Source organism: Candidatus Poriferisodalis sp. (genome assembly GCF_965204195.1).
Taxonomy (GTDB): domain Bacteria; phylum Actinomycetota; class Acidimicrobiia; order Acidimicrobiales; family Poriferisodalaceae; genus Poriferisodalis.
This window is the reverse complement of record NZ_OZ241975.1, coordinates 59,902-81,447: the sequence shown is the minus strand read 5'-3', so window position 1 is coordinate 81,447 and position 21,546 is coordinate 59,902. Positions and strand designations below refer to the sequence as shown.

At 68.4% G+C, this 21,546-nt stretch carries 21 protein-coding genes and 3 tRNA genes; 13 read left to right on the top strand and 11 right to left on the bottom strand.

The window, feature by feature from the left end; translation table 11 throughout:
- Positions 1–10 precede the first annotated feature (10 nt).
- The 4 genes from purL to ACOGI8_RS00235 all read left to right on the top strand — a co-directional run bounded on the left by purL (position 11) and on the right by ACOGI8_RS00235 (position 6,514).
- Positions 11–2,341: a phosphoribosylformylglycinamidine synthase subunit PurL gene (purL, locus tag ACOGI8_RS00250; RefSeq protein WP_419854914.1), complete on the top strand. Its 2,331-nt coding sequence runs from the start codon at positions 11–13 to the stop codon at positions 2,339–2,341.
- On the top strand, positions 2,338–3,930 hold the full coding sequence (gene purF / locus ACOGI8_RS00245; protein WP_419854913.1) for an amidophosphoribosyltransferase: 1,593 nt from the start codon (positions 2,338–2,340) through the stop codon (positions 3,928–3,930). The genes purL and purF overlap by 4 nt, the downstream gene beginning before the upstream one ends.
- Entirely contained in the window at positions 3,927–5,021 is a 1,095-nt protein-coding gene (purM, locus tag ACOGI8_RS00240) for a phosphoribosylformylglycinamidine cyclo-ligase (RefSeq protein WP_419854912.1), read from the top strand. The genes purF and purM overlap by 4 nt, the downstream gene beginning before the upstream one ends.
- 77 nt (positions 5,022–5,098) lie before the next feature.
- Positions 5,099–6,514: an NAD-dependent malic enzyme gene (locus ACOGI8_RS00235; protein WP_419854911.1), complete on the top strand. Its 1,416-nt coding sequence runs from the start codon at positions 5,099–5,101 to the stop codon at positions 6,512–6,514.
- 131 nt (positions 6,515–6,645) lie between these two features.
- On the opposite strand, the gene ACOGI8_RS00230 is transcribed toward ACOGI8_RS00235, so the two are convergent.
- From ACOGI8_RS00230 to ACOGI8_RS00205, 6 genes are all read right to left on the bottom strand, one after another.
- Positions 6,646–6,718, bottom strand: a tRNA-Phe gene (locus tag ACOGI8_RS00230).
- 1 nt (position 6,719) lies between these two features.
- Positions 6,720–6,794 (bottom strand) — tRNA-Asp (locus ACOGI8_RS00225).
- Between the two features lie 80 nt (positions 6,795–6,874).
- A complete protein-coding gene (locus tag ACOGI8_RS00220; RefSeq protein WP_419854910.1) occupies positions 6,875–8,143 on the bottom strand; it encodes a winged helix-turn-helix domain-containing protein in 1,269 nt (422 codons plus the stop codon).
- A gap of 36 nt (positions 8,144–8,179) precedes the next feature.
- Positions 8,180–8,344 (bottom strand): 50S ribosomal protein L33, encoded by a 165-nt coding sequence (gene rpmG / locus ACOGI8_RS00215; RefSeq protein WP_323671457.1) that lies wholly within the window; start codon positions 8,342–8,344, stop codon positions 8,180–8,182.
- Positions 8,344–8,580, bottom strand: a complete 237-nt coding sequence (gene rpmB, locus ACOGI8_RS00210) for a 50S ribosomal protein L28 (protein WP_419854909.1) — start codon at positions 8,578–8,580, stop codon at positions 8,344–8,346. The genes rpmG and rpmB overlap by 1 nt, the downstream gene beginning before the upstream one ends.
- Positions 8,581–8,650: 70 nt before the next feature.
- Positions 8,651–9,736, bottom strand: a complete 1,086-nt coding sequence (locus tag ACOGI8_RS00205; RefSeq protein ID WP_419854908.1) for an LLM class flavin-dependent oxidoreductase — start codon at positions 9,734–9,736, stop codon at positions 8,651–8,653.
- Between the two features lie 76 nt (positions 9,737–9,812).
- Between ACOGI8_RS00205 and ACOGI8_RS00200 the strand changes: the two genes are divergently transcribed.
- The 6 genes from ACOGI8_RS00200 (at position 9,813) to ACOGI8_RS00175 (ending at position 15,069) form a co-directional block, all read left to right on the top strand.
- On the top strand, positions 9,813–10,352 hold the full coding sequence (locus ACOGI8_RS00200) for an NUDIX hydrolase (RefSeq protein WP_419854907.1): 540 nt from the start codon (positions 9,813–9,815) through the stop codon (positions 10,350–10,352).
- Between the two features lie 64 nt (positions 10,353–10,416).
- The gene (locus tag ACOGI8_RS00195) at positions 10,417–11,133 is read left to right on the top strand and encodes a response regulator transcription factor (protein WP_419854906.1); all 717 of its coding nucleotides are present in this window, start codon (positions 10,417–10,419) and stop codon (positions 11,131–11,133) included.
- Positions 11,130–12,554, top strand: coding sequence for an ATP-binding protein (locus tag ACOGI8_RS00190; RefSeq protein ID WP_419854905.1), 1,425 nt, complete (start codon positions 11,130–11,132; stop codon positions 12,552–12,554). The genes ACOGI8_RS00195 and ACOGI8_RS00190 overlap by 4 nt, the downstream gene beginning before the upstream one ends.
- Positions 12,555–12,940: 386 nt before the next feature.
- Positions 12,941–14,440 (top strand): hypothetical protein, encoded by a 1,500-nt coding sequence (locus ACOGI8_RS00185; protein ID WP_419854904.1) that lies wholly within the window; start codon positions 12,941–12,943, stop codon positions 14,438–14,440.
- 40 nt (positions 14,441–14,480) lie between these two features.
- The gene (locus tag ACOGI8_RS00180) at positions 14,481–14,771 is read left to right on the top strand and encodes a hypothetical protein (protein ID WP_419854903.1); all 291 of its coding nucleotides are present in this window, start codon (positions 14,481–14,483) and stop codon (positions 14,769–14,771) included.
- A 25-nt stretch (positions 14,772–14,796) separates the two neighbouring features.
- Positions 14,797–15,069, top strand: a complete 273-nt coding sequence (locus tag ACOGI8_RS00175; protein WP_419854902.1) for a hypothetical protein — start codon at positions 14,797–14,799, stop codon at positions 15,067–15,069.
- Positions 15,070–15,284: 215 nt separating this feature from the next.
- Here ACOGI8_RS00175 and ACOGI8_RS00170 read toward each other — a convergent pair whose 3' ends face one another.
- The 5 genes from ACOGI8_RS00170 to ACOGI8_RS00150 form a co-directional block, all read right to left on the bottom strand.
- Positions 15,285–15,947 carry a recombinase family protein gene (locus tag ACOGI8_RS00170; RefSeq protein WP_419856428.1) on the bottom strand — a complete coding sequence of 221 codons (663 nt, stop codon included), beginning with the start codon at positions 15,945–15,947 and terminating at the stop codon, positions 15,285–15,287.
- Between the two features lie 157 nt (positions 15,948–16,104).
- Positions 16,105–16,177: transfer RNA gene (locus tag ACOGI8_RS00165), tRNA-Glu, on the bottom strand.
- Positions 16,178–16,190: 13 nt separating this feature from the next.
- Positions 16,191–16,679: a DUF2017 family protein gene (locus ACOGI8_RS00160; RefSeq protein ID WP_419854901.1), complete on the bottom strand. Its 489-nt coding sequence runs from the start codon at positions 16,677–16,679 to the stop codon at positions 16,191–16,193.
- Positions 16,680–16,735: 56 nt separating this feature from the next.
- The gene (clpS, locus tag ACOGI8_RS00155) at positions 16,736–17,074 is read right to left on the bottom strand and encodes an ATP-dependent Clp protease adapter ClpS (protein WP_419854900.1); all 339 of its coding nucleotides are present in this window, start codon (positions 17,072–17,074) and stop codon (positions 16,736–16,738) included.
- A gap of 4 nt (positions 17,075–17,078) precedes the next feature.
- Positions 17,079–18,074, bottom strand: coding sequence for a COX15/CtaA family protein (locus ACOGI8_RS00150; protein WP_419854899.1), 996 nt, complete (start codon positions 18,072–18,074; stop codon positions 17,079–17,081).
- 36 nt (positions 18,075–18,110) lie between these two features.
- Here ACOGI8_RS00150 and ACOGI8_RS00145 point away from each other — a divergent pair, with 36 nt between their 5' ends.
- The 3 genes from ACOGI8_RS00145 (at position 18,111) to ACOGI8_RS00135 (ending at position 21,544) form a co-directional block, all read left to right on the top strand.
- The gene (locus ACOGI8_RS00145) at positions 18,111–19,010 is read left to right on the top strand and encodes a heme o synthase (protein WP_419854898.1); all 900 of its coding nucleotides are present in this window, start codon (positions 18,111–18,113) and stop codon (positions 19,008–19,010) included.
- A gap of 156 nt (positions 19,011–19,166) precedes the next feature.
- A complete protein-coding gene (locus tag ACOGI8_RS00140) occupies positions 19,167–20,924 on the top strand; it encodes a cbb3-type cytochrome c oxidase subunit I (protein WP_419854897.1) in 1,758 nt (585 codons plus the stop codon).
- Positions 20,924–21,544 carry a cytochrome c oxidase subunit 3 gene (locus tag ACOGI8_RS00135; protein ID WP_419854896.1) on the top strand — a complete coding sequence of 207 codons (621 nt, stop codon included), beginning with the start codon at positions 20,924–20,926 and terminating at the stop codon, positions 21,542–21,544. The genes ACOGI8_RS00140 and ACOGI8_RS00135 overlap by 1 nt, the downstream gene beginning before the upstream one ends.
- Positions 21,545–21,546 lie beyond the last annotated feature (2 nt).

The following is a 21,546-nucleotide window of genomic DNA, read 5'->3' as shown; positions in this document are numbered from 1 at the left end:
TCGGGTTGATGTGACTGCAATAGTTTCCGATACAACCAGCATTCATGCGGCACTTGGCCTGACCGATGACGAATACGGCCGCATTTGCGAGCTCTTGGAGCGTGAACCGAATCATCTCGAACTCGCGATGTATGCGGTGATGTGGTCCGAGCATTGCTCGTACAAGTCGTCGCGCCGTCATCTCGCTCGTTTGCCCACTGAGGCCCCGTGTGTGCTCGTCGGACCAGGTGAGAACGCCGGTGTTGTCGACGTCGGCGACGGTATTGCCGTTGCCGTGCGCATCGAGAGCCACAACCATCCCTCGGCCATCGAGCCATATCAAGGCGCGGCAACCGGAGTCGGCGGCATCCTGCGAGACATCTTCACCATGGGCGCGCGGCCCATTGCGCTCGCCGATCCGCTGCGCGTGGGGCCGCTGGACGAGCCGCGCAGCAACTGGATCGCCGAGGGAATCGTCAGCGGCATCTCGGGGTATGGCAACAGCGTCGGCGTTCCGACTGTTGCCGGCGAATTCGTGTCGTGCGAGACGTACCGAGACAACCCGCTGGTGAATGTTGCCGCGCTCGGGATCATGCCGACTGAGCGTCTGGTGCTCGGCCGCGCCACCGAGGTGGGCAGTGCGGCCGTGCTCATGGGCGCGAGCACCGGCCGCGACGGCATCGGCGGCGTCAGCGTGCTGGCGTCGGCGGGATTCGACGAGGCCGACGACGATGCCACGAAGCGCCCGAGCGTTCAGGTCGGCGATCCCTTCGAGGAAAAGCGTCTCATCGAGGCATGCCTGGAACTGCTGGAGGCAGGGCTCGTCAGCGGCATCCAGGATCTCGGCGGCGCCGGTTTGACGTGCGCTGCGAGCGAGACGGCCTCGCGTGGCGGTACCGGCATGGAGGTGGATGTCAGCGTCGTGCCGCTGCGCCAGCACGGCATGGAACCGTTCGAGATCATGACATCGGAGTCTCAGGAGCGCATGCTGGCGATTGTCTCGTCAGCCAACGTCGATCGGGTGCTCGAGATCTGTTCACGCTGGGAGGTGAGCTCGACGGTGGTCGGGCGCGTGACCAGCGACGGCATGCTGCGCGTGCGCGATGGGGTGGATGGCCCAGTCCTGGCCGAGGTTCCGGCGAGCACGCTGCACGACGACGCGCCGTCGTACGACCGTCCGATGCGGCCTCCGGCCGATCTGACCCTCCGGCGCAGCGTCGACCCGGCGGCTGATCCCGCCGCGGGCAGCTCCAGCGACTGTGCTGCGGACCTGTTGGCGATGCTCGCCGACCCGAGCTGGGTGTACCGCCAGTACGACCACCAGCTGTTCCTGAACACGGTGGTCGGCCCGGGCCGCGACGCCACGCTGCTGCGACTGCGAGACCCTCGCAACGGCACCCCGACCGGGCGCGGCCTTGCCGTGTCGGTGGACGGCAACCACCGCTGGTGCGATGCCGATCCTCGCTGGGGCACCGCCATGGTGGTCATCGAGGCGGCGCTGAACCTCGCCTGCGTGGGCGCCGATCCGCTCGCGCTCGTCAACTGCCTCAACTTCGGCAATCCGACGTATCCCGAGGTCATGTGGCAGCTTTCTGAGGCCATCGACGGCATGGCGGAAGCCTGTGACGCACTCGGCGTGCCCGTCGTGGGCGGCAACGTCAGCCTCTACAACGAGACCAACGGCACCAATATCAGCCCGACACCGGTGGTATGCCTGCTCGGTGTGCATCCCGACCTCACTCGCCGGCCGATCGCCGACGAGTTGCCGTCGGGCACGGCGCTCATTCTGGTGGGCTCGCCCGGCCCGGCCGTCGGGGACGACACAGGCACCGACACGTCGTCGCGGGGTCCCACGGCGCTGGGCGGCAGCCGGTGGGCGTGGGAACGTCGTGGCTGCCGCGACGGCGCGCTGCCCGACCTCGACCTCGCGGGCAGCGCCGCAACAGCCCGGTTCGTGGCTGCAGCCGTGCGGGAGGGTCTCGTGCGGTTCGCGCATGATGTCTCCGACGGTGGCATCGCCGTGGCGATCGCGGAAATGTGCTGTCACGGCGGCACGGGCGTGCAAGCGCGGGTTCCGTCGCTGGGAGGCCCGTCGCCGGCGGAGCGGGCGCTGTTCGCTGAACCGCCGGGCCGCGTGTTGGTCGCAGTTGAAGCTGACGATGCCGAGCGGCTCGCGCACGCGGCCTCTGCAGCAGGGCTCGCGAGCCGCCGGCTCGGGCCGTTCGGCGGATCGAGCGTGCAGATCGGGCGCTTCGCAGAACCCGGTATCGACATCGACGTGGCCCTCGCCGACACGCTGGCCCGCTGGAGCGGTGCCTTGCCCGGAGCGTTCGCACAGCCCGTCGACGGGGAGGCGGCGTGAGCGGCACCCCGGCCGACGGCGTGGATCTGGTCAAGCCGCGCGAGGCCTGTGGCGTCGTCGGCGTGTACCTGCCGGGCGGGCCCGTGGCCCACCTGAGCTATCTCGGGCTGTACGCGCTGCAGCACCGGGGGCAGGAATCAGCCGGCATCGCGGTGTCCGACCGCACCCACATCACAGTGGTGAAGGACATGGGCCTGGTCGCCAGCGCCTTCGATGATCGCGTGCTTGCAGGACTCGAAGGCGACCTCGCCATCGGCCACACCCGCTACTCCACCACGGGTTCGAGCTCCTGGCGTGCAGCGCAGCCCTTCTACCGGGGGCTTGACGGCACGGAATTCGCGCTCGGTCACAACGGGAACCTCACCAACACGGCCGAGCTGGCAGCCTCCTCGGGGATGCTCGACGGGGTGGTCACCAGCGACAGCGACTTGGTGGCCGAGCTGATCGCCCAGCGCATCAACGCCACACCGCAGATCACCCGCACCCGCCCACGCGAGGCCGTCACGGAAGCGCTCGCAGAGGTACTGCCCAGCCTGCGCGGGGGCTTCACGTTTGTGGTGGCCGACCGCGACCGCCTGATCGGGGTTCGTGATCCGCATGGCATCTGGCCGCTGTGCCTGGGCCGCTTGGATGTCGACGAGCAAGCGGGTGACGACGCTGGGAGCAGCCAGTCCAGCGGCGGCTGGGTGCTGGCATCGGAGAACCCTGCGCTGGAGGTGGTCGGCGCGACGTTCGAGCGCGAGATCCAGCCAGGCGAGATGATCGTCATCGACGCAGCCGGGTGCCGCTCGCTGTGGCCCTTTGCAGCCACATCGTCAACCGGCGACGGGGCGTCCCCGTACTTGTGCGTCTTCGAGTTCGTGTATTTCTCGCGCCCCGATACCACCTTGGCTGGCCAGAACGTGCATGCGGCCCGCCAGCGCATGGGCGCCCACTTGGCAACCAACGCGCCGGTCGATGCCGACCTGGTGATGCCTGTTCCCGAGTCGGGCATTCCTGCTGCGCAGGGCTACGCACGTGCCAGCGGCATCGCCTACGGCGACGGGCTGGTCAAGAACCGCTACATCGGTCGCACCTTCATCGCTCCGAACCAGCACGTCCGATCGCTGGGTGTGCGGACCAAGCTGAATCCGATCAGCCCCAACATCGACGGTCGCCGGCTCGTGGTGGTCGACGATTCGATCGTGCGTGGCACCACCACCCGGTCGATCGTGGAGATGCTGCGCAGCGCCGGCGCTGTCGAGGTGCACCTGCGCATCTCCTCGCCCCCGTACCGCTGGCCGTGCTTCTACGGCATGGACACCGGCACCTCCGACGAGCTGCTGGCCGCGAATCGCGACCTGGCCGAGATCGAGGCATACCTGGGAGTCGATTCGCTGGCCTACCTGAGCCTGGATCAGCTCGTCGAGGCCACCGGCGTGCCTGGCGGCGGGTTCTGTCATGCGTGCCTGACCGGCGAGTATCCGGTGGAGATCGGCGCGGGGGCGCGGGCCGAAGTGTTCGGCAGCGCTGCCGACGAGCCGAATCGCTCGCTGATCGCGACGGGCAGCGTGCAACGTGCTGCCGTCGCCGAGTCCGTCGCTGGATGACGCCCGCATCTGTGGACCCACCCGCTGGCGCACCCGAAGCCGGCGATTCCGGGCCGCTGACCTACGAAGCGGCGGGAGTGAGCATCGACGCGGGCGACGAGGCGGTGCGGCGTCTGGCGCCCCACGCTCGCAGCACCTACCGGCCTGAGGTGCTGAGCGACATCGGAGCGTTCGGGGCGGTCACGGCCCTGCCGGAGGGCTTCGCCGACCCGGTGCTGGTGAGCGCGAATGACGGCGCGGGCACCAAGCCCCTCATTGCCGCTGCGCTCGGCCGGTGGGACACGATCGGGATCGACGTGGTGGCCATGTGCGTCGACGACATCGTCACGCTCAGTGCACAGCCGCTGCTGTTCCACGATCAGATCACCGCAGGACGCCTCGACCCCGACGTCGTCGAGGCGATCGTGACGGGCTTGGCCGCCGGCTGCCGCAGCGCCGGCTGCGCGCTGGTCGGAGGCGAGCTGGCCGAGCACCCCGATGCGCTCGCTCCCGGCGACTATGACATCGCCGGCTTTGCCGTGGGCGTGGCCGAACGCGCACGGCTGCGAGGCTCCATCGCAGGCGACGCGACGCTCGTGGGGCTGGCGTCGGGTGGGCTTCGATGCAACGGCTACAGCCTCGCCCGCCGCGTCCTGCTCGGTGAGACGCCCGACGCGGCGGTGCTCGGCTCGCCCGCCTGGCCGGGTGCCGATCATTCGCTGGGCGACGAGATGCTGCGACCCTCGGTCATCTACGCCCCCGCGGTGCTAGCGCTCTTCGACGAATGCGGCGCGCTTGGGGCTGCGCACATCACCGGCGGGGGACTGGTGGCGAATGTGGCCCGCATGCTCGGCCCCGATGTCGATGCGGTGCTGCGGCGCGGATCCTGGCCGGTGCCCAGGATCTTCGGCCGCATTGCGGATGCCGGCCCGGTCACGCCCGAGGAGATGGAACGCGTCTTCAACCTCGGCATCGGCATGGTGATTGCCGTGCCCCCGCCGGAGGCCGATGCGGCGGTTGCGGTTGCGCAAGGCGCTGGCCACCAGGCTTGGGTGATCGGCGAGATCCGCCCGGGCGCGGGCACTGCCCACCTGGTCCAAGCGGGCAGCTAGAGCCAAATCGACGGGTCCAGCCCAATACCCTGCCTGCCCATTATCCGGACAGCGCCCCAGGCGCGCCAGGAGCACCGATGACTGCCACTGCGGGGTCGCGACCCACCGCCGCCTATTCCGCCACGCTCGAAGTCGAGCTGGCCCACCAGCCGGGCACGCTCGGCCGGCTGTGCACCGCAATCGGCGACGTAGGCGGCAACATCCAGAGCCTCGACGGCTTCACCATCACCCAGGGCACCCTGCGCCAGCACATCGTGGTGGATGCGTCCAGCGAGCAGCACATCGTTCAGATCTGCGACGCAGTCAACGGGCTCGAAGGCATCACGGTCATCTCCTCGATGGACCGCACGTTCGAGCTGCACGAGGGCGGCAAGCTCGAGACAGTCACCCGCATCCCGCTGCGCAATGCCGATGACCTCTCCATGGCCTATACGCCCGGCGTCGCTCGTGTCTGCCGGGCGATCGCTGATCAGCCCGAGCGTGTACACGACCTGACGATCAAGGGCAACACGGTCGCCATCGTCAGCGACGGAACGGCGGTGCTCGGCCTCGGTGACATCGGCCCGGCGGCCGCGATGCCGGTGATGGAGGGCAAGGCGCTGCTCTTCAAGGAATTCGCTGGCGTGGACGCGTTCCCGATCTGCCTCGACGTCAACGAGGCCGACGAGATCGTCGAGACGGTCATCCGGCTGGCGCCCACCTTCGGCGGCATCAACCTGGAGGACATCGCGGCACCCGGGGCCTTCGAGGTCGAGGAAGCGCTGCGGGCCGCGCTCGACATCCCCGTGTTCCACGACGACCAGCACGGCACCGCAGTGGTCGCGCTGGCTGCGCTCGAGAACTCGGCGCGGATCGTGGGCAAGGAGCTGGCGAACCTGCGCTGCGTCATCCTGGGGGCGGGTGCCGCCGGGGTTGCGACCGCCAAGATCCTGCTGGGCGCCGGCATCGGCGACGTGATCGCCTGCGACCGCAAGGGCACCATTCATCCCGGTCGCTCCGAGCTGAACCACGCCAAGGAATGGCTGGCGGCCAACACCAACGCCGAGCGCGTGGCCGGCTCGGTGTCCGACGCCATGGCCGGCGCCGACGTGTTTCTCGGCCTCAGCGGACCCGGGCTCATCACCCGCGACGACGTGGAGACGATGGCCGAGCGACCGATCGTGTTCGCCATGGCCAACCCCGACCCCGAGATCCTGCCCGACGCCATCGGCGACATTGCCGCCGTGGTGGCCACGGGCCGCAGCGACTACCCCAACCAGATCAACAACGTGCTGGCGTTCCCCGGCATCTTCCGTGGCGCCTTCGACGCGGGCGCCACAGATATCACCGAGAACATGAAGATCGCCGCCGCCGAGGCCATCGCTGCAGGCGTCTCCAGCGACGACCTCAGCCCCGACTTGGTCATCCCCACAGCCTTCGATCGCTCAGTAGTCCCAGCAGTGGCCTCCGCCGTAGCAACCGCGGCCCAAAAAGACCAAGTAACCCGCCGCTAAACAGGCCACACCCAAGCGCCCCACGAGAGTCGTCGCGACGGCACCCCTTAAGTTCGCGGCCGAGGGGCGAAGCCCTTCGAGCTTTCTATTGTTGTGAGCGGGGGCGAAGCCCCTTCGCTCGCACTAGGCAGTGGTCGGGACCGGCGTCGATCCGGTGACCTCACGCTTTTCAGGCGCGCGCTCTGCCAACTGAGCTACCCGACCGCGGTCCCGACGGGATTTGAACCCGCGACCTCTGGCTTGACAGGCCAGCGTGAACTCCAGACTTCACCACGGGACCAGCTGTATTGCTGTGTGCTTGCGCCGACGTCGAGATCGGGATCTCTGCCGATGCGAGCGCAGCAACGATAGCCACCTCGATCAGCAATCAGCGCCAGCGACCGCAGCACGCAGGCGGCCGGCGAGATCGCCGCGAGACAGCACTGACACTCCCTCGCCGCCGCACCACGCTGACAGCGCATGCAGCTCGGCTGCCAGTGCCTCCAGAGCGTCTGCGGAGGCCGCGGCGCCGCTGGGCCATGACGCCGGTTCAGCCCACGCAGCCGGTACTTCCAGCACGTTACGTTCCCGGTCGAAGCGCACATCGAGGCGCGCCGCCAGCGCATCGTCGTGCAGGAACGGCAGCACGAAGTAGCCGTACTGCCGCTTGGCCTTGGGCGTGTAGATCTCGATGCGGTAGTGAAAGCCGAACAGCCGCTCGGCGCGGGGGCGGTGCCACACCAGCGGGTCGAACGGGCTGAGCAGCACCGACCTCGACCGTCGCCGGGCAGCGCGCTGGCCGGCGGGCACATACCCCGGCCGATCCCAGCCCTCCACTGTTACCTGGCGGAGCTGTCCGCTCTCGACGAGCTCCGCTATGCGAGCGGGCGCGATGCGCTTCGGCAGGCGGTGGTAGTCGATGAGATCATCGGCGGTGGCGACGCCGAGGCACCGGGCGGCGTCTGCCAGCAGCGCCCGGTGCGCGTCGGGTTCGTCCACAACCGTCTCGACCACCTCGCTCGGCAGCACCCGTTCGATCACGTCGTAGCGCCGCACGAATCCGGTGCGTTCGGCCACGCCGACCCGGCCTGCCCAGAACAGCCACGCCAGCGCCAGCTTCCCGTTGCTGCGTGTTCCCCAGGGCCCGCGCACGCCCGGTCCCCACTCCATCGCAGCATCCACCTCAGCCGTGGATGCGGGGCCGTTGGAGTCGAGCCAGGCGAGCGCCGCACGAATCTTGGGCTGGTTGGCCTCTCCGAAGCGGGCGTAGCCGCTCCACATGTCGCCGGCAGCCCCCCGGCGCATCCGCCAGCCGAACAGCGGCCAGTCGGCCACACGCACGAACGACGCCTCATGGCCCCAGTACTCGGTCAGCTCCCGCTCGTCTGCCCGGCGTGCGTACGCCGCCCGCTCGAGCAACCCCAGCACGGCGTCGTGCGTGCCGCCCATCCGGGCGCGCAGCACCAGCAGGTGCGAGCGCGCCAGCACATTGACGGCGTCGATCTGCAGCAGGCCCATGCAATCCATGGCCCGTCGCAGATGCCGGACGTCCAGCCGCCCACCCGGCAGCGGTGAGGCGAGCCCTTGGGCGCCGATGGCGAGCCGTCGCGCCGCCCGCAGGCTCAGGCGAGCAGGCCGCGCCGCGGTCATGCGGTGCTCATGGGGCGCCCTCGACGGCGCCGCCGCTCAGCGTTCTTCTTTGAAGATGACGTGCCGGCGCAGCACCGGGTCGTACTTGCGCAGCTCGATCCGGTCGCGGGTGTTGGTCTTGTTCTTGCGCGTCGTGTACGTGTAGCCGCTGCCCTCGGTGGACTTCAGCTTGATGACGGGACGCTTGTCGCTCTTGGGCATCAGACTTTCTCCCCCCGACGGCGCAGATCGGCCACCACCGACTCGATGCCGCGCTTGTTGATGGTCTTGATGCCCTTAGCGCTGACGGTCAGCGTGACCCAGCGACTCTCGTTGGGCACCCAGAACCGCTTCCGCTGGATGTTCGGCTTGAACCAGCGCTTCGTCCGCCGATGCGAGTGCGACACGTTGAAGCCCGAGTGCGGCCGGCGGCCGGTGACTTGGCAGATGTTGCTCATGGGTGCCAGCTCCGCGGGATGGGCTCAACAGCAGCGCACAAGGCTAGCGAGCAGTCTGGTACCGACCCACTCAGCCGTCGGCCAGCCGGGGGATGATCTCGCTGCCGACGCGTTCGAGCACCTCGTAGCGGGGATCGAAGTTGGGCAGGATCATGATCTGGTCGAGTCCCCGCTCGCCCAGGTCAGCCAGCCGTTCGGTGACCGCCTCGGCAGTGCCCACGATGCAGGTGGCATCGATGAGCTCGTCGGTGAGAAACCGGGCCTCCTCGGGCAGCACCCAGCAGTTGTGGCCGGCGTGGATGCGCTGGTGGATGCGATCGGGGTCGGTGTCGTCGAGCATCGCGCAGTACTCGTCCCAGACCGCCTCCAGGCGGGCGCCGGGCGACCGTCCGAACTGTCGGTACTGGTCGTAGGAGTAGTGCAGCGACGCCATCGCGAAGGCGCCGGCCTCGTGGTGGACCCGCTCGCGCTGGCTGGCGAGCGTCTCGCCGTCGTCGAGGATGACGATGGTGGTGAGCGAGCACATCAGGTAGTCGGCGCGGTCGATCGTGCGACCTGCCTCGGCGGCGCCTTCTTCGATGTACTCCCAGACGCGCGCCGTGGCCGAGCCGTCAGGCGGCACCGAGAGCACCGCGCCATCGCCGTAGCGACCTGCCAGTCCCAGCGAGCGCGGCCCGAAACCCGACACGTACAGCGGGATCTCGTCGTCGAAGTTGACGAACCCGTTGTCCGGCATGATGTGGCGGATCGGCTGCGCGCTGCCGCCGAAGTGGTGGACGGCTTCCTCGCCACGCAGCAGCGGCCGCAGCGCTGCCAAGTACTGGTCGAACTCGGCGATGCGCTGGGGTTTGTGTCCCATGATCCGCATCGCGGTGTTGCCGGTGCCGATGCCGAGAAATGTCCGTCCGGGCGCGAGCGCGTTGATCGTGGCGATCGACGCGGCCGTCACAGGAGCGGGCCGCGTGCCCGAGACCGACACGCCGGTGCCGAGCTGGATGGTGCTGGTGCGCTCAGCGGCGAGCGCCAGCGTCGCGTAGCAGTCCGACCACAGCATGTGGCTGTCCGCGAACCAGGCATGCGTGTAGCCGAGCTCCTCGGCCCGCTCGACGTAGTCGAGATCGCCGATGTGCGATGCGATGCAGATTCCCAAGTCCATGTCTGTTCCCCGTTGTCGACCCGGCCGACCGCCGACATGTGCATCCCGGCCAGCGTGGACACGCTAGACACGAACCGTGGCATCCGATGCGGCGAAGTCGTCAAAGAAGGGCCGCAAGAAGGCGGCCCAGGCTCCTGCCGCGCAGCTCACGGTGAAGGCACGCCGACGCCACATCGAGCGGGGCCGCTATTCCAATGCGCCCGTGGACCGGGCTGCCGGCGGCGTGGTGTGCCATGACGGCGCCGTGCTGGTGGTGCACCGGCCGCGGTATGACGATTGGTCGCTGCCGAAGGGCCACCTCAACCGGGGCGAGTCCTGGGAGGAGGCGGCGCTGCGCGAGGTCCGTGAGGAGACGGGCGTGCGGTGCGCGATCACGTCTGCGCCCTACCCGGTCAGCTACATGATCGCCAGCGGGGTGCCCAAGCTGGTGCTCTTCTACGCGATGGCCCCGGCGAAGATGCCCAAGCGGCTCGCGGGCGACCCGAGCGAGGTCGACGAGGTGGCCTGGTGGGACATCGCCGACGCCGTACGGGCACTGAGTTACGAAACCGAACGCGAAGCCTGCGCCGCGCTCACCATCTCCCACCTGCGCCGCAGCACCTCCGCCGCCAGCTAGCAGCCGGCACCTGCCGGCTCGGCCTCTCATGGGTTTCTCATGAACGGCGTTCCAGAATGAGGCCATGGGTGCTGATCTGCCGAACCGGAGCAGCCCCGCGGTAGCCGTCGTCGACGACGATCAGCGCATCCGAGCGGCATTGCGACGCGCCCTGCAGCTCGAGGGCTATGACGTGCTCGAAGGCAGCGATGGCCTCGAGGGCGAGGCGCTGGCCGGCCGGGCAGACGTGATGGTGCTGGACGCCACCATGCCGAACCTGGGCGGCTTCGAGCTGTGCCGCCGCCTGCGCGCCGCCGGGAGCCGCCTGCCGATCCTGCTGCTGACGGCGCGGGGCACAACAGCGGACCGGGTGGAAGGCCTCGATGCCGGCGCCGACGACTACCTGGCAAAGCCGTTCGCGCTCGACGAGCTGCTGGCTCGACTGCGGGCGCTGCTGCGCCGGAGTGCCGAGGGCTCCTCGCCGGACGAAGGCGAGCGGCTGGCCTGCGCTGGCATTGTCCTTGACACGGCCAGCTACGAGGTGACCTGCGCGGGCGAGCCCGTCACGTTGACCCACACCGAGCACCGGCTGCTGGAACTGTTCCTGCGCAACCCCGGTCGTGTCCTGCACCGCGACGAGATCTACGACACGGTGTGGGGCTACGACGCGTCGCTGGCCTCGAACTCCTTGGAGGTCTACGTCGGCTACCTGCGGCGCAAACTCGCCTCCGCGTCGAACTCAGACGGCCACAGGCCGATCCAGACCGTGCGCGGCGTGGGCTACGTGCTCCGACCCACATGAGCTTCCGTACCCGGCTCGGACTGCTGGTGGCGGCCTCGGTTGCCGTCGCCGTGCTGGCGGTCTCGGGGGTAGCGCTCTGGATTGCCCGAGCCGAGGCCCGGTCGGCACTCGACCGCAAGCTGGACGACCGCGTCGCCGTGCTGGTCGCGAGCGGCGGGCGTCTGCCCGAGCGCCGCAGCGTGCAGTTCTTCGGGCGATTCGTGCCCCGGGACGTGCTCGCACAAATCGTGGCCCCGAACGGCGCAGTGGTGTACGCGTCTGACGAGGTGCTGCCGGTAACACCCGCAGACGTTGCCGTGGCCAATGGCCGGGTTCGTCGGCATCGAACCGATGTGTCAGCGGACGGTGTGCGCCTGCGAGTGCTGACGGTGCCGGTGGCACCCGCGGGAGCGCTGATGGTCGCCAGCCCGCTCGACGAGGTCGACGCGAACGTGGCGGGCCTGCGCAACGCGCTGGCTGTTGTGGCCGCCATCGGCGTCGCGGGCGCCGGACTGCTCGGATTCCTGGTGGCGGGCCGTGCCATCCGGCCGGTCCGGCGGCTCACCGATGCAGCACGGAACGTCGCGCAGACCCAAGATCTGGACCAGCCCATCGAGCTTGAGCGCGACGACGAACTGGGCGAGTTGGCTCGCAGCTTCAACGCGATGCTGGAGGCCCTGGCGCTGTCGCGCGCCCAGCAGCATCGGTTGGTCACCGACGCAGGCCACGAGCTGCGGACGCCGCTCACGAGCATCCGCACCAACATCGAATTGCTGGCGCGAGCCGAGCAGGTTGCGGCCCAACCAGCGGCCGCGACGGCTTCCGACGCGCCTGTCGGCGATGCAGTCGTTGCACTCGACAGCAATGAGCGCCGCCAGATGCTCGACGATGTCCAGTTCGAGCTCGACCAGCTCACCGAACTGGTGAACGAGCTCGTCGAGCTGGCGACCGACCAGCGATCCCAGGGCGAGCCGGAGCGCGTCGATCTGGCCGAGCTGGCTGCGTCGGTCATGGACCGGCACCGCCGCCGCACCGAGACGGATTTTGTGACCGCGTTCGAGTCGTGCGAAGTGGTCGCGAATGCGGCGCTAGTGGAGCGAGCGATCGGCAACCTCGTCGACAACGCCGTGAAGTGGTCGCCTCCGGGCGAGCCCATCGAGATCAGCGTCGCCGCAGTCGACCGGGAGGCTAACGTCCGAGTGCGCGACCGCGGACCCGGCATCCCCGCAGCCCTGCGTGAGACCGTCTTCGAGCGCTTCTACCGCGCCCCCGAAGCGCGCTCCCAGCCCGGTTCCGGCCTCGGACTGTCGATTGTCGACTACGTGGCCCGCAGCCACAACGGCTCAGCGTCGGTCATCGACACCGATGGCCCCGGCACCACCGTCGAACTCCGGCTCCCGCTGGCGGCCGATAGCGAATCGCCTTCCGTCGACTCGCTCTGAGTCTCAGGGCTCTTGCGCTCGCACCGAGATCGCCATCGTCGGGCAAGCACGCCGAATCCGGTGTTGACAGCGACCGTGTCACGCCACGTGACCGGACCGATTTCGAGGGGAAAGTGCTCCCAAACCTGCTGGTCAGGGGCCGTTTTCGGTGTCTAACAAACGTTCGTATATTAAACACCTGATCTGAGCCCGTCAAGCCAGGATCCCAGCTGTACGGCTCATCGCCCGCAGCGGCGCGTGAAACAGCCGCAAAGCCGCGTGCTTGCTGGGCTTGCGCGCCACATCAGTTCCGTGCGGCGTGGCCTCGGCGAGCTTCCGCGCGGGCCCGTTCGGGCGCACGGGCTCTGTCTACGAAACGAACGGTTTCTAGACAGGAGGGACCCGCCATGCCCAAACGACTCACCGCCGCGCTGGGCGCGCTGCTGGTATTCGCATCGGTGCTCGCAATCGTGCCGCTCGCGACCAGCGAGCCGGCCGACGCGCACACCAAGACCGTGCGCCGCTGCTCATTCGACCCCTTCGCCGGCCGGCAGTGCTGGAACGAGGCAGTGCCCCACACCCACCCCAAGCCGCTGCCGCCGCAGCGATGCGTGCCCGACATGCCGCTGCAAACCGACCGGCCCGGCCAGACAATCCACAGAGACGACGCGGCCAACAACGCCGAAGCAGCCCAGCCCGACAACAGCGCCGGTTCGGGCCAGTCCGGCTCAGCGGCCACGCAGTGCGACGTGACGCCGGTCATAAACCAGCCCACGCCCGACGACAAAGACGACGACAAAGACGACGACCCGGACCCTGATCCCGACCCGGACCCTGATCCCGACCCGGACCCGGACCCTGATCCCGACCCGGACCCGGACCCGGACCCCGATCCCGACCCGGACCCGGACCCTGATCCCGATCCCGATCCTGATCCGGACCCCCAGACGACCACCTACACCGTCAAGCCGTGTACCCCGTTCCAAGACCCGACCGAGACCTACCAGCGTCACCAACACCCGCTCGCGGGCGGCACCACCGACGGCGAATGCCACCGGGACGACCATTCGCACTGCCCCGCCGGGCACACCGAGCAAGGCGGCCACGGCTCGCAGAACTGCCGCAAGAACGACGCCGTGGACAGCATCTTCACGCGCATCGGGTACATGCTCAAACAGGGCGGCAAAGCCACCCTCAAGGCCGTTATTGAGACGCTGCAGAACGAAGCCGCCGACCAGCTCGACGACTTGGACATCGACTGGGACGAATTCGCAACCGACCCCGCCGAGCAGCAGAAACTGCTCGACCTGCTCAACCCCGTGCTTGAGCGGAGCAACGTCGAGATCTACACACTCAACGACTTGCAGACCCTGTGGTCCGACATCGGCGAGACGGGCCGACGCGCCGCCACCGGCGGCAGCGGGGCTGCGGCGTGCTACATCGGGGTCGAGGCCGTCCTACTGAAAACCACGAAAGGCAAGAGCCTCAAAGCGGGTAACCGCCAAGCGGTAGGACTCTTTCTTGCCACCGTGTGCGGCACTGGGACAGCGTTGGTGCCGGTGCCAGACCCCGACGACGACGGCAGCGACGACGACGGCGACGGCAGCGACGACGACGGCAGCGACGACGACGCCAACGACGACGACAGCAGCGACGACGACGCCAACGACGACGACAGCAGCGACGACGGCGACGGCAGCGACGACGGCAGCGACGACGGCGACGGCAGCGACGACGGCAGCGACGACGGCGACGGCAGCGACGACAGCACCGAAGAAACGCCCGAGGACGCCTGGAACAGCGCCTTAGCCGACTTCACCGCTGGCAAAATCAGCTTCGCTGAGCTGATGCACGCTAAATATCGCTATCAGTGCGCCACCGGCGTGGAGTCGGCGTGCCGCCAGTGAGCGAGAAAACAGCCATGAGCACGGGAGCTACCCTGACACCATGAGCACCACCGAGGCGCCGACGAGCCCCGCCCAACAGAGCCCGAGCCGTTGGCGGCGAGTTCGTTCGCGGCTCGGGCTGTGCATCGCCTGGCTCGTGCTGCTCGTGCTGGGCGTCGCCTTGCCGCTCCTACTGCTCAGCCAGATAGTCCTGGACGGACGCACGGACCTGTTCAGCGACGCCGGCATAGGTGCGGCGTCGGGCCTGACTGTGGGGCTCATTTGCGCCGGGCTGAGAGAGCTGTGGCGGCGGCAGCGGCGCCGCGAAGCCGAGGCTGCTAATTCGGCCTAGGAGCACTGCTGGAGCTGCTGACACCATGACCGACACCGCTACGACAGCTCGGCGCAAGCAGCGGGTGATTAGACGCGCGGTGATGCTTGTGGCGCTGGCTCTTGGCGCTGCGCTCGGGTCGTGGGTTCTAGTCCCGCTTTTGACGCTTGAACGGGTCGGCTCTGGCTGGTGGGCCGTGACGCGAGTGGCCGCGCTGTTGGCTATCGGCATCTACGTCGTGACTGTCGTGCGGGAACGCCGCCGAAAGCAGGGCGCGGCTCGGCGCTTGGCCGAGCTCGACGCCGCAGCCGAAGTCTGAGCAAGCGGCCGGCCGCTTAGCGGTTCTCGGCGTGCCGCTTGTGTGCTTTCCGCTGTTCCGGGCCACCGATTCGGCCGCGAGATGGATGTAGTCCGCCGTGGTTGCCGTTGGTTGGTCGATCTGGCTGCTTGCCATAGTGGCGAAGCCGCCACAGCGCAGCGACGTAATCAAGCCTCCGCCGCCGACTGCTGGCCTGACAACGGCACCGGTAGGCACTATGTCTCGTCTTCGCTCCTGAGGAGCGTGGCGACGCTGGAGTGGTGCCAGGTGGTCTTGCCGGTCGCGGTGAGAATGCCCGCAACCTCGAGCGCCGCCGCAATGTCGCGCAGGCTGTAGCCCTCGTCATGGAGTTGCTTGGCAAGGACTCGGGCTTCCTCAGGCTGGCGGCTGGGCCTTCCGAGCTGTTTGCCGCTGCGCTGGGCCGACTGCAGGGCTGCGACGGTGCGGGCGCGGGCTGACCCGGCTTCGTGGGCAGCGATGACGGCAAGAACTCCGACCAGCAAGCGGCCGCCGTGCGTCTTGGTGCCCTCGGGCGCATCGAGAGTGATCAACTCCCACCCCAAGCGCTCGGCGCGGTCGAACAACTGCAGCGTCGCCAGCGTGTCGCGAGCAAGACGGTCGATGCGCGTCGCGACAAGCACATCTGCGTCACCATGCTCGAGTAGCGCAAGTGCGGCGCTGAGCCCGGGCCGCTCGTCGACGGGAACCGCTCCCGAGATTGCCTCGTCGGTGACGCACTCGATCACCCGCCATCCGCGTGCAGCAGACGCATCGGCGATGGCTCGGTGTTGGGCGTCGATGCTGAGGCCGGTCGCAGCTTGAGTGCCGGTCGACACGCGGGCGTAGGAGATGACGCGCTTTGGTGACCTTCCGCACATAGATTCATACACACAGCGCAACGTAGTGTATGCGAATGAATGATTCAAGACGAAAGTTTGATAAAGCGATCTAGATGATCCCGGGAATCCGGGTCGTCATCGCGGCTGGCGACGTCGACAGCGCTAGGTCACATGCACTTCAACGCTGAGGAGGCAGCACCCCCAACGGGATTCGAACCCGTGCCGCCGGCGTGAAAGGCCGGTGTCCTAGGCCGCTAGACGATGGGGGCAGGGCGTCTCAGGCTACGCGGTGGTGGCGTCGATGAGTTCTGCGAGCAGCCCGCCGAGGTAGTGGTAGCGCAGCCGTGGACGCTGTGCAGGATCGTGCGGATCGATCTCGGCGGGATCGTCTTCCTCAGAGATGTCGAGTTGGGTGCCGAGCACGAGGCGCAGCTCGTTCAGGCCCTGCATCCAGGCGGTGATCTGTTCATCGTCGAGGTGATCGGCAGCGAGCGTGCTGTCGAGCAGATCGAGGTGATCGAGGCGTTCGGCCAGCAGCTCGTCACGCATGAGCCGCTGGTACTCGGCATCGCGGTCGGGATCGCTCAGGTAGGCGGGCGGGAACAGGCGGCGCAACGACGGGTCCAGCCCGTCGCCGCCGTCGCGTGCCGGCGTGTGGTCGAGCAGGTTGGATCGCAGTTCGCCCACCATGTCGGACAGCAGCCGCCGCTCCCAGTCGGCGAGATGCACGCTCACCAGCGAGCCGCGAGCCCCGAACCTTGTGCCGCTCACGGGGCCTCCGCCGCCAGAGCGTCGCTCAGTCGCTGGTGCAGCGCCGCGAGCACAGCTCAGTTGTCCTTCTGCATGGTGGCCCAGAGACCGTATTCGTGGAGCCTGAAGACGTCGAGCTCGGCCTTCTCGCGTGAACCCCACGCGACTGCGGCACGGCCCTTGTTGTGCACATCCAGCATCAGCTCGGTGGCCTTGGCCTCGCTGTAACCGAACAGCTTCTGGAACACGTACACGACATAGCTCATCAAGTTGATCGGGTCATTCCAGACCAGCACCACCCACGGCACGTCAGTGCTGTGCTCGTCCTCATTGGTCGGATCGCGGACAACTTCGGGGTCGGCAACGGCTGGCGCTTGCGCCAGCCGAGGTGCGACAGTCGGAGCGGTCGGGCTCACGGGTTCATTCTGCGAAGCCGCGGCCCGCGATGCCAACCGATTCGGCAACGCCAGGCTCCGCTGAGGAGCGTCGACCGGTCTCTGCTGCGAGCACCAAGCGGGTCATCGTGATCGTGAGCAGCGTTGCGCCGACGACATGCAGCGCCACGAGCAGCACCGGCAGCTCATTGAAGTACTGCACGTACCCGATCGCCGCCTGCACGGCCATCACGCCGATCACGATCCGAACGCGCCGCCCAAGCTCGCTCGTTGCGTCGCCCCCCGTTGTCGCGACCAGCCGTCGTACGCGCAAGGCGAGCGACAGGGTGGCCGCAGCCAAGACTGCCACCGTGATGCCGTGAATGCGGGCCACCGACGGCAGGGCGTACTGCAGGCGCTCGACATGCTCGTCGCCGCCGTGGGGTCCAGTGCCGGTCACCACCGTCCCAGTCCACAGCGCCGCAGCCGTGAGCGTCGCGGCCAGCCAAGCGAGCGTCCGAACGTGGGTCGGCAGAGGGGCGGTGCCGTTCCCGCCGTGCGGCGGCTCCCACGACGCTCGATGCTGCAGGACCACCGCGGCCGCCACCAGCACCTGCGACGCCAGGAAATGCGACATCACGATCGGCGGCGAAAGGTGAGTCAGCACGGTCACGGCGCCGAGACCGATCTGGAAGATCACGCCGGCCACCAGGCCCAACGACCACCACACCAAGTCGCCGCGGCGCGGTCGCCGCCACCACGACGCAGCCACAGCCACAACAACAGCCGCTGACACCAGGCCGGTCACGATGCGATTGCCGAATTCCACCCAACCGTGAAAGTCGGCCGCGGGCACGAACTCGCCGGGCTCGCAGGTCGGCCAATCGCTGCATCCCAGGCCGCTGCCCGTGAGACGCACAAGCGAGCCGGTGACGACGATCGCCACGAGCGACCAGAGTGCCCAGCGCGCAATCACGGCGAAGCGCTCGGGGGTGACGTACCGCCGGCGCCCTTGCGGCTGCGACGGGTCCGGCAAGTTCACGCTGAAACGTTAGGGGCGACTCGTAGCCTCACAGCAATGCTGGCGGCGCTGCGCCCTTCACTGCGTGGATCAACATTGCGGGGATACGTCGCGCTCACCAAGCCGCGCATCATCGAACTGCTGCTGGTGACGACGGTGCCGCCGATGTTCGTGGCCGAACGTGGCGTGCCCTCTGTGACGCTGATGCTGTTCACCGTGGTCGGCGGCACGCTGTCGGCGGCGGGCGCCAACACCTTCAACATGTACATCGATCGCGACATCGACGCGACGATGGCTCGCACGTCCCACCGTCCGCTGGTGGTCGGCACGGTGACTCCGCGCGCTGCGTTGATCTACGGCGTGGTGCTCGAAGCGGCGGCGTTCGGGATTCTGTGGTGGGGCGCCAACCTGCTGGCAGCTCTGCTCGCGCTGGCTGCGTGCCTGTTCTACGTGTTCGTGTACACGCTGTGGCTGAAGCGGTCGTCTGCCCAGAACATCGTCATCGGCGGAGCGGCCGGCGCTGCGCCGGTGCTCGTCGGCTGGGCGGCCGTGACCGGCACGCTGTCGCTCGAGGCCTGGATCGCATTCGCGATCGTCTTCTTCTGGACGCCGCCGCATTTCTGGGCGCTGGCCATCCGCTATGCCGACGACTACGACACCGCCGAGGTGCCGATGCTGCCGTCGGTGGCCAGCGAGCGTTCGGTGCTGGTGCAGATGACGCTGCACACCCTCGCGGTGGTCGCGCTGTCGCTGTGGTTTGCCGTAGCAGCCGACGCCGGAGGCCTGTACTGGGCAGTCGCGTTGGCCGGCGGCGCTGCGTTCGGATGGCAGCTCGTGACGCTGTGGCGAGCGCTGACGCCCCAGACCGCGATGCGCGTATTCCACACCTCGATCGCGTACTTGGGGCTGCTGTTCGCGGCGATGGCTGTCGACGTGGTCGTCCGGCTCAGCTGGTGATGCAGTTGTGCTGGGAACAATCTGGTTGAGGGGGCCGCGGGTCGCTAGAGTGCGCCGTTGGCGTCGCCCCCAAGCGGCGCTGCCAGCCGAGTTCGGGAACCACATCGCCGCATGACCGACGCCACTACCGAAGCGGGGCATACACAAGGACCTTCTGTGTCCGGACATGCAGCAGGAACTGCCGGGGCCGTCCCGGCAGAAGACCCGACGGCGTTCGGCTGGCTCAACACCGCCGACCACAAGCGCATCGGCCGGCTGTTCATCGCCTGCTCGCTGCTGTTCGCCCTGGCCGGCGCGATCGCAGATCTGCTTGTGCGCTTCGACCTGGCCTCGTCCAGCGGCCACACCGTTCTCAACGCCGACTCGTTTGTGCAGGTGTTCACGTTCACCCGCGACGCCCTGGTGTTCGGCATGCTCATCCCGCTGTTCCTGGGCATCGCCATCTATGTAGTGCCGCTGCAGGTGGGAGCGCCGAACATCGCCTTCGGGCGTGCTGCGGCCCTGTCGTTCTGGGGCTGGCTGGTGTCGGCAGGCGTGCTCGTGGGGGCGTACATCGCCAACGGCGGTCCCGGCGGCGGCTTCTCGGACGGGGTGGATCTGCACCTGCTGGCTCTAGCGGGGCTCGTGATATCGCTGCTCACCGGAGCGATCTGTGTTGCCGTCACCACGCTCACCATGCGTGCGCCGGGCATGTACATGGACCGCACCCCGCCGTTCGCCTGGTCGGCCCTCGTCACGGCGTCAATGCTCGTAGTCAGCCTCGGCGTGGTACTCGGCCAGATCGTCATTCTCTATATCGAGCACCGCTACGGCCCCCGCTTTCTCGGCGGCAACTACGGCATCTGGTCGCGCATCGACTGGATGTACCGCACGCCGCAGCTGTTCATCTACGTGGTGCCCGTGCTCGGCGTGGTCGCTGAGATCATGCTCGCCGCCGCCCGCCGCTGGGTCTTCGAGCCGCTGGCGCTCTACTTCACCATGGGACTCGTCGGGCTCTTCGGCTTCGGCGCGTGGGCCAACTTCGGCATCACCGACGAAGGCGCCGACATCGTCGACGGCCTCGAGGGCATCGTGCTGGTCGGCCTGTATGCGGGCGCCCTCGCAGGAGTCTCGGGCTTGCTTGCGCTGCTGGGCTTCACGCTGTGGCAGAGCCGCAACCGGCCGCGGCCTCGCAGCGGCGCAGTGTCATTGACGCGGCCCAACACGGCGGTGGTCGCTGCGTTCGGCGCCGGGACGCTCATCGCTGTGGCCGCACTGGTGGGCCTGATCGGCGCCGGCGTGGACTGGCTGCAGATCGCGGGACGCGGCACCGACGGGAACGCCCCGCTGCGATTCACCACCTGGGTCACCGGCCAGCAGAGCCTGCTCATCTACGGGGCAGGGCTGCTGGGCGGGCTGGCTGCGCTGCACTGGTGGGCGCCCAAGATCTGGGGCCGGCGGCTGTCCGAGCTTGCCGGGTTCGCCAGCCTCCTGGCAATCGGTGGCGGTGCCCTGCTCGCGTGGCTGTTCCCGACGCTGTCAGGTGTCTTCACCGAGCAGCCGCAGTTCGTCTACGGCGCGCCGCTGCTGACTTCCCGCTATGTCGACCAGGTGGATGAGACCGGCCCGGATGTCGCTGAAGGCCTGTCGGCGCTTGGCGCCGTGGGTGTCGTCATCGTGCTCGTCGGCGTGGCGCTCGTGGTGCTGAACCTGCTCGTGAGCGTGGCCATGCGCAAGGGCGCCGAAACCGAGGCCGACCCGTGGGACGGGCTGACACCCGAGTGGCTGCTGCCCTCGCCGCCCCCGCTCGGCCCCGCTGCGGCCTTGCCGGAACTCACCTCGGGAACCCCCTTGCTCGACGCTGAGCTCAATGGCAACGGGCTCAACGGAAGCGCGGCCGCCGCCGAACGCGACGCGGAAGAGGTGCCGGCCTGATGGCGGACGCGACGAGCACCGTCGAAGCTCCGCAGCCGGGGCGTTACAGCGTTCCCGGCCCGCCGCCGCGCCCCCGCAGCCAGCTCGTCGGCACCGGCTTCGCCATCGCGGCCGGAGCCATGGCGGTGGCCGGGGCATTGGGCCACTACATGGCGCGCCGGCATGCATCGGGCATCGACCCCGGCCACGACTGGCTGGCCGGCCAATCAGTGCCGAATCCGCAGCTCGTCTACGCGCTCATCACCCTGCTGGTCTCCGTGGTCACGGCGCACTGGGCGGTGTGGGCCAGCGGCCGCGGCGAGCGCGGCCACACCTGGGTGGGCATGGCGCTCACCCTGGTGATGGGGCTCGCCTTCTTCAACATGGTGATGTTCAGCCTGAACCGCATGGAGCTCGAGATCGGCTCGGGCGAATGGGCGACCTTGGCATACGCGGTCAGCGGGCTCTCGCTGGCCATCTTGATTGTCGGGATGTTCTACCTGGGCCTGATGACACTCCGGTCGCTGGGAGGCAGCGTGGGCCGCGACCGTTCGACGCCGCTGGGCGCAGCGGTCTTCTTCTGGGATTTCGCCGTGCTTGCGTGGGCCGCCACCTGGTACGTCGTGTACGTGGTGAAGTAGGG